Source organism: Enterococcus avium ATCC 14025, assembly GCF_000406965.1.
Taxonomy (GTDB): domain Bacteria; phylum Bacillota; class Bacilli; order Lactobacillales; family Enterococcaceae; genus Enterococcus_A; species Enterococcus_A avium.
Genome location: NZ_KE136365.1, coordinates 197,723 through 211,962, shown reverse-complemented (window position 1 = coordinate 211,962; position 14,240 = coordinate 197,723). Strand labels below are relative to the sequence as shown.

Sequence of the window (14,240 nt, the reverse complement as noted above, 5' to 3'; positions counted from 1 at the left end):
TGACAACCGCTAATTGAACAAATTATTATAGTGATACCTAAACTTGACTTTAAGTTAAGAAGCGGAATAGAAAGAGGTAAAATAATGTATACTATTGGTCAAGTTTCTCAAATGTTTGATTTACCAGTATCTACGCTGAGGTATTATGATAAAGAAGGTTTGTTTCCAGACATTCAGCGAGTATCTGGCATTCGCAAATTTTCAGACAGTGAATTAGAAGCTCTTAGAGTTATTGAATGTCTAAAGAAATCTGGTTTAGAAATCAAGGATATCAAACAATTCATGGAATGGAGCAAGCAAGGAAGTCAGACTTTTGAAGTACGCAGGGAACTTTTTGAGAAACAAAAAGCAGCAGTTGAAGAAGAAATCGCCAAGTTGAATAAAGTACTCGATATGATTCACTACAAGTGTTGGTATTATGATGAAGCCATGAAGTTTGGCAATGAAGAACGGCTCAAAAACCTTACACCGGAGGAGCTGCCTGAAGCAATCAAGCCTCATTATGAACGATCTCACTAAGAATCAATCAAGCTAAACGGACACTGTTTCCTTTTTTAGAAGGAACATGTCCGTTTTTTTATGGAAAAAAAATATTTTGAATAAACGGACATTTTTAAGGTAAAAGATGATACCTTATGAAGTGGTTAGTGCAATGAGTATATCAGTTATTAACGATAAAGTTGCTTTACTATACTTTATTTTTTACTCGAAGGCACTCTATATCCTATAAAATATGGATTTTTTGCACTAGAGTAAGTGCAATCATTTCATATTGTTGAATGAGAAATAAATGACTATAGTTAAACGTGTAAGGAGAGAGCATCATGCAGCAGATTACGAAACGACAGATCCAAGTATTGCTTCAATTGCTTGAGGATTCGCAACCGGTGACTACAAAGGAATTGGCTGCTCAGCAAAATGTAAGCGTGCGCACAATAAAATATGATTTGGACACGATTCGTTTGTGGCTAAAGGCGCGAAATCAGGATTTGACAAGTAAAAGAAGCCAAGGTGTTTGGTTGACACTAAGCGATTCTGAACGAATCAAGCTGAAAAGTGAGCTGATGGATGTTGACCGTCTGGAATTGTATGCCGATCAAACCTTGCGACTGGACCGCCTAAGTATTTTTTTGATGCTGACAAATCAAGCAATCACCTCTTTTGAATTGGCGGAGCGTTTGATGGTCAGCAAGGATACGGTTCTTAACGACTTGGAGGTTTTAGAAAAACGTCTAACTGATCAGGGAATGACGCTTGAACGTTTGTCCCGCAAAGGTTTTTTGATCACAGGTCCTGAGCATCAGGTTCGATTGTTGATTGAAGAAGTACTGCAAAAGGACTTAACCGATTATGACATCTACAAAATTATGGATTTACTTTTACAGAGTGAAAAAAAGGAAGGCTATGAGCTTTATTCAGCCAAAGGCACAGCTTTTCAAGAAGTTTTTAATCAGGTTCTTGCGGACATGCGCCAGTTATTGAAGCAGATCGATACGGCGGAGTTAAATTACGCGGAACTGCTGAACATGCTGATTCGAGTAGCGATCGCCACAATACGACTGCAAAATGAATATACGATTGGCCGTTATCAATTGCTGAATGATCCAAAAGAGCATCAGGAACTCTCTTACTTATTGATGCAACAGGTCTTTGCACATTACCAGCTGCCGCTATTTGAGGATGAATATCGCTACATCTACAGCGATACCTTCGAAAATGATCTGCAGCAGGATGTGATGGTGTTGACCGAGAATCTGATTCAGAAGGTGAGTAAAAAGATCAACTATTCCTTTTTCAATGATCCACAGCTACTGAATAATCTCTATGCACATTTATCGATGCGATTATCTCGTAAACAAAAATTCGTCAATGAATACAATCCGTTCAAGGATGACATCAAGGCAAAGTATCCTGAGCTGTTCGATGCGATTGAAATGGTCGTTCGACGTGAGATTCGAGGAAAAAGCTTGCTGATCAATGATTCGTTTATTGCTTATATCGCCTTGCACTTTCTCGTATCTTATGAAAAGGCGGCTGACATGCGCAGTGTTCGGGCGGTCTATGTTTGCTCTACTGGCTTAGGCGTAACGAGTTTGATTAAGCAGAAAATATCAGAAGAGCTTTCGAATATCGAAATCGCAGCGTTTGCTTCGGTGCTGAATGCAAAGGAAGTCATTAAGCAAAAAGAGCCTGAATTAGTCATCAGCATTTTTCCAATTGAAGGAATAGATTGCGAGTTTATCAAAGTGCACCCGTTACCGACGAAGCAGGATTTGGAAAAGATTCAACAAGCAGTCAAAAAAATCCTGAGCCAAACACCGCAACACGGTGTCAGAAAAGTGAGATGGGAGCCGGCAGGAAATCGAACGTCATTAGAAGATTTCAGTAAGGAATTGATTTTACAGGCATACACAATTTACGAAAAGCTATTGCTCCTATTCCAAGAGCAGCTAAACCAAGAGTATCGTGAAGCGTTCTTATTGCATGTCTTTCTAATGGTCCATCGAATTACCTTTGATCAGCAATATATGATGGAAGGAAACAAAGTGGATGAAGTGTTACCGACTTCTACATCATACAACAAACAGATCGAGGAGCTGTTTGCCGAACACAACTTAGCGATTAATCAATCAGAAATCACAGCACTATTTGCGTATATCAAAGGAGGAAATGAATGACCGTGACTGGAGAAGCGTTACAAATTATATCAACCAGCGAATATCAACAAGAATTAGAAGAATTGATTGATTGGTTAAAAAAAGAACTTACATTAGTGAAAATTGAACCTACTGAGCTGCAATGGACAATTTTAATCAATCATTTGAATGAAATGTTAAAGCGTTCAAAGGAACAGGAAACAATTCCAGAGGTTGACCCGGAAATGTTCAGTGAAGTATCAAAAGAAGCATTGCAGTTAGCAGACGGCGTTGTAAGAAAAATCGATAATTTGTCTCAAGATGAGATGTATGTTTTATCGATCCATTTTGAAACAGCCAAACAAAATGAACTTTAGGAGGAAATATAAATGATCACAGTAGTAATTGCAGACCGTATGGGCAAAGGACAAAACGTAGCAAAAGGGGTAGAAGCAGCAGGCGCACGAGCAGTCGTTGTTCCAGGAATGGGCGCAGATATGCGTTTAGGCGATGTGATGCAGCAGGAAAATGCGGATATGGGTATTTCATTTTGCGGCAGCGGTGGCGCAGGAGCATTGACTGCCTCAACAAAATATGGCTATCCAGAACGTCATGGCATGCGTTCAATCGAAGAAGGAGTCACGGCGATTAATGACGGAAAAACTGTCTTAGGCTTCGGCTTTATGGATCAAGAAGAATTAGGCAAACGTCTAGTAGAAGCCTTTGAAAAGAAACACAATTAGGAGATGAGTAAATGAGTATTCAAGATTGCCAACAAGTCATCGTGACAGTCGAAGGCGAAGGGGATTCTAAGCAGCACGCGTTTGCTAGTGCGCTGGGTCAAATCCAAAAGAAGATGATGCAGGAATCAGAAGTGATTTTACGAATTGAACCGATTGAAGTAGAAGTGATTAAAGCGATCGAAAAGACGTATAAGGAACGCTTTCTCTTTTTCTTCTTTCCAAGAAAAAGAACGAGCTATCATGTGGAATTGGAAGTAACGGTCAGTGTAACAACGCTTCAAGTTGGTGAAGTAGAATTTACCAAGGAAATGACAGATGATCCTGATGGTATTCAAATTCCTGTTATTTCCAAAAAAATATAAGGAAAAATAGAAAGGAAGTAAAGAAGTGGAGTTTACAGTTATCTTAATTAAATCAATTATCATTGGCGGCTTGCTTGGGTTTTCAGCTTCAATGGGAGCAGCGCGGATGTTTCATGCTCCAAGTACGCAGGGCTTGGGAGCCTTTCGTACATTAGGAGAAATGAACGCGTGTATGGGAGATCCAGCATCGCATTTCTCATTTGGACTAGGCTTTTTCTTCAACGCTTGGGCTTCGACTGTTGGAGCAGGCGCATTTACACAGGATGTTACGCATCGGATTATTCCCAATTGGGCAGCTTCGGTCTTATTAGCGAAAAATAAAAATGTTTCAGAAACGATGCATGATCCTAGGAAAATGGGCTTTGTTGGTGCTGTTGTCGGAGCACTTGTTGTTGCATTTTTGAATTCAACTGCCGCAGCTATTCCAGAAGCTTTGCAGGTAACAGCTGTAGCCGTATTGGTCCCAGCGGCCACCACCTTGATTAATGTTGTTATGCCAGTCATTTTCTGGTTAGCTGCACTAGATGCAGGAAAACGTACGGGTTTCTGGGGCACGTTATTTGGCGGTATTGCACAATTGATTATGGGGAATGCCGTTCCTGGCGTGGTATTAGGTATCCTGATCGGTAAAGGCGTCGATGAAATCGGCTGGTCAAAAGTAACGAAGATGATGATGGGTGCAATCATCTTGCTATTTGTCTTGAGTGGTTTCTTCCGCGGGTTCGATTTACAAGTCTTGGAAAGCTTCAAACTACAAGCACCAAATTGGTTAGAAAATATCCATAAAATGCTTGGGTTGAGTTAAGGTATTTTTGAATTTTGAGTTAGTTAAAAAATTGTTGAAAAGAGTAGAAGATAGATTGAAACATGTGAAGAGAATCATATTTTTTACGGAAAAGTAATTCATTAATTAGGAGGGAAATACATGGATAACACAGAGGAATTGGAAAGGGAACAAGCAATGCTTTCTGAAGAGAAAAAAGCGAAAAGCTTCTGGTATGCGGATTGGGCATTTCCGATCACCGTAGGAATCATGGCAGCGGCGGTTTTTGCTGGGACTCATATGTATGTCGTACACGGAGTAGGAGCTTTTAATGAAGTGTCAATTGTTGCGATGTTGAAGGCAGGATTAGATGGCGGCTCATATGGAGCAGCGGCGGCATTTGGTGCAAGCTTTCTATTTGCACGTATTCTGGAAGGTTCTTTGGTAGGGATTCTGGATTTAGGCGGATCTATTTTAACGGGGATCGGTATCGGAATTCCGGCGATCTTCTTGAGTATGGGGATTCGTGCACCGATCGATAACTTTGCCTTGTCACTGATAACAGGTGCTGTTTTAGGGTTATTAGTTGGTGGCGTGATTATTTTGATTCGTAAGTTCACCATCAATCAGGCGAACTCAACCTTTGGTGCTGATGTGATGATGGGTGCTGGTAATTCTTCAGGACGTTTCTTAGGACCACTGATTATTTTGAGTGCTTGTGGTGCTTCAATTCCGATTGGGATCGGCGCAACATTGGGAGCATTAGGATTTTACGCTTGGAAAAAACCTATAGCTGGCGGTGCGATTCTTGGAGCGATGGTACTTGGTACGATCTTCCCAGTCGCATTGCAGTAGAAAGAAGGCCAAAGGATGTTTGATTTATTAGTCAAAAATGGGAAACGTATCAATGGGGAAAAAGTCGAAGTAGCAATCAAAGATGGTGTGATCTTAAATGTAGACACCACGATTGAATCTCCCGCTGAAAAAATAATCGATTTAGCAGGAGAGCATTATGTATCCGCTGGTTGGATTGATGATCATGTTCATTGTTATGAAAAAATGACGCTTTATTATGATTATCCGGATGAAATCGGCGTAACCAAAGGCGTGACAACCGTGATTGATGCTGGAACGACTGGTGCAGAAAATATTGGTGATTTTTATGAACTGGCTAAAAAGGTCAAGACCAATGTTTACGCACTAATTAATATTTCAAAATGGGGTATCGTTGAACAAGATGAACTAGCCGATTTGACGAAGATTCAGGCGGATCTTGTACATGATCGATTGGTTGAGCTTCCACAATTTATCGTAGGAATCAAAGCGCGAATGAGTAAGACCGTTATTGGTGAAAATGGGATTACACCGTTGGAATTAGCAAAAGATATTCAACGGAAAAATCAAAACCTGCCATTAATGATCCATATCGGGTCAGCGCCGCCAGAGCTGCAGGAAATATTAGCAGTATTGGATGAAGGTGATGTGTTGACTCATTGCTTTAACGGCAAACCAAATGGGATTTTGGACAAGGAGACAGATCAAATCAAGGATTTTGCTAAAGTAGGATATGAAAAAGGAATCGTTTTTGATATAGGCCACGGCACGGACAGTTTTAACTTTCACGTTGCAGAGACTGCGCTAAAAGCAGGTATCAAAGCCACATCAATTAGTACTGACATTTATCATCGCAATCGCGAAAATGGACCTGTCTACGATTTGGCAACAACAATGGAAAAGCTGCGTGTGGTAGGATATTCGTGGGAAGAGATTTTAGATAAGGTAACAAATGTACCGGCACACTATTTCCATTTAGAGAAAAAAGGTAAATTGGCAGCTGGGTATGATGCTGATTTAACGATTTTTGATTTGTCCAACGGAGAAAAGACATTGACCGATTCAAATGGCTTTACGCGTACTGCGAAGGAATTGATCAAACCAGTGAAAACGATTATTGGAGGCACCATTTATGACAATTAGTTATGACAAATTTGGCTTAAAGGAAGTTATCAATGCATCAGGAAAAATGACGATCCTCGGTGTATCGAAAGTATCAGAAAATGTTTTAGCAGCGCAGCGCTTTGGTGGAGAGCATTTCTTTGAGATGAGTGAATTATTTATTCAGACCGGCGCCTATCTGGCAAAGCTTTTAAAGGTTGAGGATGCGCAGATCGTATCTTCTGCATCAGCAGGCATCGCACAATCTGTCGCTGCGATTATTGGACAAGGCAGTTTGTATCATGCCTATCACCCTTATACCGATCGGATCAAAAAACGTGAGATTATTGTTCCTAAAGGACACAATGTCGATTATGGTACTCCTGTTGAAGTAATGGTGGAGCTAGGCGGCGGTGAAGTTGTTGAGGCGGGATATGCCAATGGCTGTTCAGCCGAACAAATAGAAATGATGATTACCGACAATACTGCAGCACTACTTTATATCAAGAGCCATCACACAGTACAAAAAAGTATGCTGACAGTCGCTGATGCTGCTGCAGTAGCAAAGAAGCATCAAGTGCCGTTGATCGTTGATGCGGCGGCGGAAGAAGACCTTTATAAATATACTCAAGCCGGAGCGGATTTGGTCATTTATTCAGGCGCCAAAGCGATTGAAGGCCCTAGCAGCGGATTGGTGATTGGCACAGCAAAATATATTGAATGGGTTCGTCTGCAGGGCAAAGGAATCGGTCGGGCTATGAAGATCGGCAAGGACAATATTTTAGGCTTCACGCAGGCTTTGGAGGATCGTTTACAAAATGGCAGCGAGTCAGGCGAATCGATGAAACAGCGTCTAATGCCTTTTATTGAAGAGCTTAATAAAATTGAAGGACTCGAAGCCAAAACTGTTCAAGATGGTGCTGGCAGAGACATTTATCGGGCCAGTGTAAAAGTCCAAAATAAACCGGCGACAGAAGTGATTAACGCGCTAAAAGTAGAAAATCCTGCGATCTATACACGAGAATATCAAGCCAATAATGGCATCATCGAATTTGATATCCGCGCTGTCAATGAGGAAGAACTAGGAAAGATCGTTACACGATTAAATGAAATCATGTAGAGATATCAAAACATATTATAAATTGAAGGAGCAAATTTAAATGTCTTTAACCCCAAATTACTATCAAGATCGTGTTTGTTTAAACGTCTTAGCCAACTCTGTCGAAAATGCTCGTGACTGTTACGAAGCGGCAGAAGGACACGTTGTTTTAGGAGTGCTGTCAAAAAATTATAACAGCGATGAAGCCGCGATTGAAGCGATGAAAGACTATCAGGAAGCAACAGAAAATGCGTTATCTGTCGGTCTTGGTGCCGGTGATCCAAATCAAAGCCAAATGGTTTCGCGGATTTCTGGCGTGCTGCAGCCACAGCATGTAAATCAAGTCTTCACAGGTGTCGGAACCTCCCGAGCGTTGTTAGACCAAGCGGACACAGTGATCAATGGATTGGTTTCTCCTTGCGGTAAAGTCGGCTATGTTAATATCGCGACCGGACCTTTGAGCTCTCAAACAGAAGAAGCCATCGTTCCAATTGAGACAGCCATCGCTTTATTAAAGGATATGGGCGGAAGCTCAGTGAAATATTTTCCAATGAAGGGCCTTGCTCATAAAGAAGAATACGAGGCAGTTGCAAAAGCCTGCGCAGAAAATGATTTCTATTTAGAACCAACAGGCGGGATCGATTTGGAGAATTTTCAAGAGATCGTTAAAATCGCTTTAGATGCCGGGGTAAAAAAGGTTATTCCTCATGTTTACAGTTCGATTATTGATTCTGTGACGGGCGATACACGAGCAGAAGATGTCAAAGCTTTATTAGATATGGTAAAAGAGCTTCTTTAATAGAAGAAAGAATGCAGAGCTTATTATATTAGCACAACGCAAAAAGACGGGAATTCGAAGTTCCTGCCTTTTTGCGTTGTGTTTTCTGTGACGGAGATTATTTTTGCTCATCCCGCAGTTTTTTGATCTCATCAATCTTCAAACCAGTGAATTCTGCGATTTGTTCAAAGGAAAGGTTTGCCGCTAGCATTTTCCGAGCAATGGTACATTTTTCTTTTCTAAGTCCTTGTTCAATCCCTTCATCTCTCGCAGTTGAAAGTTCGGCATTTCGGATGGCTTCGGTTTTATTGATGTTCATAATCATCGTCTGTTCATCCTCCTTTAGCGAATAGAAATCGATTTTACGTTTGGCTTCTTTAAGATAGTTGGGAGCATCTGGTGTGACTTCGCCGGTTTTTAGAAAATGCTGCCAGTGGCAGGCTGCGCTGGTTTCCTTGATATTCTTATTGGTCAAGCTAAGGAAGCAGAGCATCAGCAATTGTCTGTTCTCTTGACCTATAAAGGGTTCGTGTGTCTGCTCATCTAGTAGACGGAAAATTCTCAGTGCCGCTTTTTCACGATCGAATAAATCAAAATCAACGACCTTGATTCCGTACACTGGTCGGAGCGCAGAAAAATTATTATTCTCGATAAATTCCACGGTTTTGGTATTGCCAAAGGGTGAGCAATAGGCCTCTGCCAGATAAAAAAGCGTGCGTTCGTTGAAATATTTATGCTTTTGAATCTGGCATTCAATCGTTGTACAGCTGCCATCATCTGCCGTGGCCAAGATATCCACTTCGGTCATTCGAAGCGTCAGTTCATCATAATTTTTCTTGTACGTATCAATATGGTAAGGAACTTTTGGTTTCAGAGTCATAAATTCCAGTCCTAATAAATCTTTGACGAAGGCTTTCAGAATGTGCGGAGAATCCTCAGAGGTCAGTAGCTTATTAAACAACAAATCGTTTGTCGGTAAATATTTTTCCATCGTATCATGCCTTTCTGACAACGTATTGAAAGGCTTTTCTCGCTTTTATTATAGAACGTGCGGGAAAAACTCTTCTATAGATAACATACGAATAAATCCTGTTTTTCCCGTAGATAACGAAAAGTATGAAATGGATTAATGTTAGAAGATTTTCTCGTATCCGAGATGAGCACAACCTATGAGAAGGTTTGACAGCGCTTCAAAAATGATGTAAGTTAAAAGACAACTTGATGAACAAGTTTTACATTTGTTCTTATCAGGGAAGAAAACCAGGAAATATTTTTTTTAGCGCAATTAGTGAATTTATGAACAAACGAATAGAGTAGGAGGAAACGGAATGATTGAAACTTTTGTATTTTCAAGTGAGAGTATTTTTTTACGAGAAGAAGATCAAACAAAGGTCCAGCAATTGCTAGATTATTTGAAAAGTCGAAAACAGCAAATCGGCATGGTTTTCTACGATCAAGAGATGATGAATCGAGTTTTACTGGAGCATCATCTGGCTGACTATTTAGATTTTTCGATCAACGGTGAAAAAGCTGAGACGGTTCCTCATGGATTAGTGGATTTTCTGCAGGTGGAGTTGGCGCATCAAAAGGTCAATTTCATCTCGAATTCCTTGAAACAGCTGCATGAAGCAAAGAAATTAGGCTTTAAACCATTGTACATTGCAGAAAATTGTGACAAAGCAACTGTGCCTTGTCAATCTTTCCGAGACTTCAATCAGCTGCACTTAGGAGTGATCGAAAGCCGCTTTGAGAAATTAATGTAATACCCAATCAATTCTTTACACAAGAGTTTTTGACAGTTTTTAAAAGCAAACTGTCGAAAACTCTTGTTTTGTTATTTCGGGGCATTAATACAGACAATAATTTGATTGATAATAAATTTCGTTTTTTTTAAAATTAGAAACGCTCATCATTATTTCATATTAAAAATAATGATTTTGGGTAAAGGACGATGAGAGTTATTATTGCTTGATTTTCAAAAATAGTGGATCAAACTTTAAGTTGACAATCTTTTGTCAGCTGGTATAATCAAAAAATAAAATATTTTCCGAAAATTCTGAACAATTAAACTGTAAATGGCTAGTTTTAAAATTAGAATATATAGTTATTTTTTAACCATAATTTAAAAATCAAAAAGTAGGGAGTTAATTATTTTATGGAGAAAGAACTGCTAAGGGTCGAAGGACTTACAGTCAAATTTCGGACCTATAACGGAGAAGTGACTGCCGTAAATAATTTAGAGCTTCTATTAAATGAAAATGAAACATTGGGTATTGTTGGGGAAAGTGGTAGCGGAAAAAGTGTAACTTCTTTAAGCATCATGGGCCTATTAGATGAAGCAACCAGTACAGTTACGGGAAAAGCTCTATTTAGAGGTGAAGATTTGATTGCTATGAAAGAGAGGGAGAAACAGCATTTTCGCGGTAATCATTTAGCGATGATTTTTCAAGAACCAATGACTTCTTTGAATCCGCTTCATAAATGCGGAAAACAAATTGTCGAATCCATGTTGATCCATACGGATATCTCAAAGACAGATGCGAAGGAAAAAGCGATAGAATTGTTAAAGCTTGTAGGGATTCCCGCACCTGAGCAGCGTTTCAACGAATATCCTCATCAAATGTCCGGTGGGATGCGGCAGCGGGTAATGATTGCGATGGCGCTTGCTTGTGATCCGCAGCTTCTAATCGCAGATGAACCGACTACCGCATTAGATGTGACGATTCAAGCACAAATTTTAGAAGTTTTGAAGGAATTAAAGGAACGTCTCAAAATGGGGATCATTTTGATCACTCATGATTTAGGTGTGGTGTCAGAAATATGTGATCGCGTCGTTGTAATGTACACTGGAAAAGTTGTGGAACAGGGATTGATTCGCGAAATATTGGACAATCCCAAACATCCTTATACAGAAGGCTTAATTGCGGCAATTCCAACTATCAATGATAAAAAAGGGAAACTAAGCAGTATCGAGGGTATGGTTCCTCAATTAAATGAGATGCCGCAAGGTTGCAGCTTTCATCCTCGTTGTCCTTACGCGATGGCTATCTGCAAGGAGAAAAGGCCGGCAATTACAACTAGTGAAGATGGACGAAAAGTCCGTTGCTTTAAGTATTCGACAGAAGAAGAAACTGAGGTGACGACGTAAATGATGACGCAAGAACCGATTATTCAAATGGAGCACGTCAAACAATATTTTGAAATTCGCGACAGTAAAGGTAAAAAGGGAACGTTAAAAGCCGTTGATGATGTGACGTTAACAGTAAAAAAGGGTGAGACTTTCGGGATCGTCGGTGAAAGTGGTTGCGGGAAAAGCACGTTAGGTAAAACGATGTTGAATCTTGGGGCGATCACTGATGGAACGATTATTATTGATGGACAAGATGTTAGCGCTTTTAAGAATCGGAAAGAAAAAGTAGCTTTTGGTTCAAAGGTTCAACTCGTTTTCCAAGATCCGTCTGCTTGTTTAAATCCACGAAATAAAATCAAAGGTATTTTAGCTGAACCCTTCCAGATTCATCATAAAAAGGATATGACGAAGGCTGAAATTGAATCCGAGATTGATCGCTTATTAACGATGGTCGGATTAGCTCCCGAATACAAAAACCGTTATCCTCACGAGATGTCAGGAGGACAAAAACAGCGAATTGGAATCGCTCGCGCGTTAGCGTTAAAGCCGGAAATCATTATCTGTGACGAACCCGTTTCAGCGCTGGATGTGTCGATCCAAGCGCAGGTCATTAATTTGCTGGTAGAGTTGCAAGAACAGATGAATTTAACCTATTTCTTCATTTCTCATGATTTAGGAGTCGTTTATCATCTGTGTGATCGTATAGCCGTGATGTATTTAGGAAATATCGTAGAATTGGCGAATCGGGATGCTTTATATAATGATACGTTGCATCCTTACACAAAAGCCTTGATCTCAGCTGCACCGACGATTGATAAGGAAAAAATCGACCGGATCGTATTGACTGGTGACGTGCCAAGTCCAGCGAATCCGCCTAAGGGCTGTAAGTTCCATACCCGCTGTCCATTTGCGATGGAAAAATGTAAGACAGATATACCTGAATTATTGGAAGTAAAGGACAATCACTTTGTGGCATGTCATTTGCATAATAAAGAGGAGTAATTTTTAGTAAACATAAGGATGCCAGTCCAACTTTTGACAGGTCCTCAAAGTGGAGTGTGCAAAAAAAAATTTCTGTGAAATAAAAGAATAGGGATCTAGTTGGATGGTATACGGCGTTTTAATCAGACTTAATTTTTCCTAGGAAAATTAAATACATTAGTAAAAACAAGGAGGAGTAAAAGGTATGAAAAAAAGGAAGTTGTTATGGAGCGTCATTTGTCTGGCAATGTTGACACTCGCTGGTTGTGGCGGCGGTGGCGATAGTACAGACGGGTCAAGTGATGGTGGCGGCAGTGCAGATGGCGATAAGACGTTGGTAGTCGGGATGGCATCTGATTTAAAGACTTTGGATCCTCACCATGGCTATGAAGTTTACGGGAATATGGTGTATTACGCAATGTATGATTATCTGTATCGTACCTATGAATCGTCAACCCCAGAGCCTTCATTAGCAGAATCTCACGAAATGGATGATTCACAAAAAGTCCATACCTTTAAAATCAAAGAAGGTGTAAAATTCTCAAGCGGAAATGACTTGACTTCTAAAGATGTGAAGTTCAGTGTGATGCGGACCAAAAATCTGAAGAGTAATACGACGCATCATACGGAAAATGTGGAAAGTGTCGAAACACCAGATGATTATACAGTGAAGTTTACGTTGAAGGAACCAGATGCAGCCTTCTTGTCAAAATTAGCGAATAACTCCTTTGCGATCGTTGATTCTGAAGTTGTCAAAGAACATGGCGGTACGGATGCAGAGGATGCTTCTTCGAAAGATACAGCTGAAAAATGGTTGAATTCAAATTCAGCAGGTTCAGGCGCTTATGTCTTGGACAAATGGAAACAAAACGAAGAACTTAGTTTAACGAAGAACAAGGAATACTGGGGCGAAGTGAAAAATGATAAAGTTATTTGTAAAGAAATCCCAGATGTGAACACACAGATTCAAATGTTGAAACAAGGGGACATTGATATTGCTTTAGGTATTGGTGTAGACAATGTCTCGCAATTAAAAGATCAAGAAGGCGTGAAGATCAAAAACTACGTTGGTTCAACAACTACCTTCCTATTAATGAACCAAGATGAAGAAATCGGCGGACCGATGGCCAATCCGAAAGTGCAGGAAGCCGTTCGTAAAGCGATCAATTATAAAGAATTATTGAAAATCTCTGGCGATAAAGCTGTGTTGCCGCTAGATATCGTGCCAAAAGGATTTACTGGCGCTTTAGAAAAGGATGAGGACTATCAGGACCTTGATGAAGCGAAGAAATTAATGGAAGAAGCTGGCTATAAAGATGGCTTCGAAGTGAAATTCACGGTTGCCAACTTTGATACAGAGGGGATGTCTTGGACGACTCTCGGTCAAAAAATCAAAGATGATCTAGAAAAAATCGGCATCAATGCCAAGATTGAAACATCTGAGATTGGGGTCGTGATCGATTCTTACCGTGAAGGAAAAGAAGCCTTCTTGCTAATGCATTGGCATCCAGACTATATGGAAATCAATAATCAGCTAGTCTTCTTACCAGGTGATACAGTCGGTGAGCGTGCGAAATGGACAGACACTTCAAATACGAAGATGGCAGAGTTGAAGCAAACAATTCAAACAGAATCAGATGAAGAAAAACGCGTTGCCGCATCAGAAGAGTTACAAAAATTACTGGCAGATAATATGCCATATGCTTTCTTAGTTCAGCATCCGAAAGTATTGGCTTATCGTGACAACTTAAAGGGCGTTAACTATTACGAAGTACAAAAAATCAATTTCCAAGATGTCAGTATCAACTAACCA

At 40.2% G+C, this 14,240-nt stretch carries 15 protein-coding genes; 14 read left to right on the top strand and 1 reads right to left on the bottom strand.

Features of this window, described 5'->3' with window-relative positions; translation table 11 throughout:
- Positions 1-84 precede the first annotated feature (84 nt).
- From OMU_RS16585 to dagF, 10 genes are all read left to right on the top strand, one after another.
- On the top strand, positions 85-519 hold the full coding sequence (locus tag OMU_RS16585; RefSeq protein WP_016181020.1) for a MerR family transcriptional regulator: 435 nt from the start codon (positions 85-87) through the stop codon (positions 517-519).
- A 305-nt stretch (positions 520-824) separates the two neighbouring features.
- The gene (locus OMU_RS16580) at positions 825-2,678 is read left to right on the top strand and encodes a BglG family transcription antiterminator (protein WP_016181019.1); all 1,854 of its coding nucleotides are present in this window, start codon (positions 825-827) and stop codon (positions 2,676-2,678) included.
- On the top strand, positions 2,675-3,013 hold the full coding sequence (locus OMU_RS16575; RefSeq protein WP_016181018.1) for a PRD domain-containing protein: 339 nt from the start codon (positions 2,675-2,677) through the stop codon (positions 3,011-3,013). Before OMU_RS16580 ends, OMU_RS16575 begins: the two co-directional genes overlap by 4 nt.
- 12 nt (positions 3,014-3,025) lie before the next feature.
- On the top strand, positions 3,026-3,379 hold the full coding sequence (locus OMU_RS16570) for a glycine-rich SFCGS family protein (protein ID WP_016181017.1): 354 nt from the start codon (positions 3,026-3,028) through the stop codon (positions 3,377-3,379).
- 11 nt (positions 3,380-3,390) lie between these two features.
- Positions 3,391-3,741, top strand: coding sequence for a DUF4312 family protein (locus tag OMU_RS16565; RefSeq protein ID WP_016181016.1), 351 nt, complete (start codon positions 3,391-3,393; stop codon positions 3,739-3,741).
- Positions 3,742-3,766: 25 nt separating this feature from the next.
- The gene (locus tag OMU_RS16560; protein WP_016181015.1) at positions 3,767-4,546 is read left to right on the top strand and encodes a DUF4311 domain-containing protein; all 780 of its coding nucleotides are present in this window, start codon (positions 3,767-3,769) and stop codon (positions 4,544-4,546) included.
- 120 nt (positions 4,547-4,666) lie between these two features.
- Positions 4,667-5,359 carry a DUF4310 family protein gene (locus tag OMU_RS16555; RefSeq protein WP_016181014.1) on the top strand — a complete coding sequence of 231 codons (693 nt, stop codon included), beginning with the start codon at positions 4,667-4,669 and terminating at the stop codon, positions 5,357-5,359.
- 15 nt (positions 5,360-5,374) lie between these two features.
- The gene (locus OMU_RS16550; RefSeq protein ID WP_016181013.1) at positions 5,375-6,481 is read left to right on the top strand and encodes an amidohydrolase/deacetylase family metallohydrolase; all 1,107 of its coding nucleotides are present in this window, start codon (positions 5,375-5,377) and stop codon (positions 6,479-6,481) included.
- On the top strand, positions 6,471-7,559 hold the full coding sequence (locus tag OMU_RS16545; protein ID WP_016181012.1) for a DgaE family pyridoxal phosphate-dependent ammonia lyase: 1,089 nt from the start codon (positions 6,471-6,473) through the stop codon (positions 7,557-7,559). The genes OMU_RS16550 and OMU_RS16545 overlap by 11 nt, the downstream gene beginning before the upstream one ends.
- Before the next feature lie 40 nt (positions 7,560-7,599).
- Positions 7,600-8,337 (top strand): 2-dehydro-3-deoxy-phosphogluconate aldolase, encoded by a 738-nt coding sequence (gene dagF / locus OMU_RS16540; protein WP_016181011.1) that lies wholly within the window; start codon positions 7,600-7,602, stop codon positions 8,335-8,337.
- 97 nt (positions 8,338-8,434) lie between these two features.
- On the opposite strand, the gene OMU_RS16535 is transcribed toward dagF, so the two are convergent.
- Positions 8,435-9,307: an Rpn family recombination-promoting nuclease/putative transposase gene (locus tag OMU_RS16535; protein ID WP_016181010.1), complete on the bottom strand. Its 873-nt coding sequence runs from the start codon at positions 9,305-9,307 to the stop codon at positions 8,435-8,437.
- Positions 9,308-9,644: 337 nt separating this feature from the next.
- Between OMU_RS16535 and OMU_RS16530 the strand changes: the two genes are divergently transcribed.
- The 4 genes from OMU_RS16530 (at position 9,645) to OMU_RS16515 (ending at position 14,237) form a co-directional block, all read left to right on the top strand.
- Positions 9,645-10,079: a hypothetical protein gene (locus OMU_RS16530; protein WP_016181009.1), complete on the top strand. Its 435-nt coding sequence runs from the start codon at positions 9,645-9,647 to the stop codon at positions 10,077-10,079.
- 392 nt (positions 10,080-10,471) lie between these two features.
- A complete protein-coding gene (locus OMU_RS16525) occupies positions 10,472-11,464 on the top strand; it encodes an ABC transporter ATP-binding protein (protein WP_016181008.1) in 993 nt (330 codons plus the stop codon).
- Positions 11,465-12,448, top strand: coding sequence for an ABC transporter ATP-binding protein (locus OMU_RS16520; protein WP_016181007.1), 984 nt, complete (start codon positions 11,465-11,467; stop codon positions 12,446-12,448).
- Positions 12,449-12,632: 184 nt separating this feature from the next.
- Positions 12,633-14,237 carry an ABC transporter substrate-binding protein gene (locus tag OMU_RS16515; RefSeq protein WP_016181006.1) on the top strand — a complete coding sequence of 535 codons (1,605 nt, stop codon included), beginning with the start codon at positions 12,633-12,635 and terminating at the stop codon, positions 14,235-14,237.
- Positions 14,238-14,240: the final 3 nt, after the last annotated feature.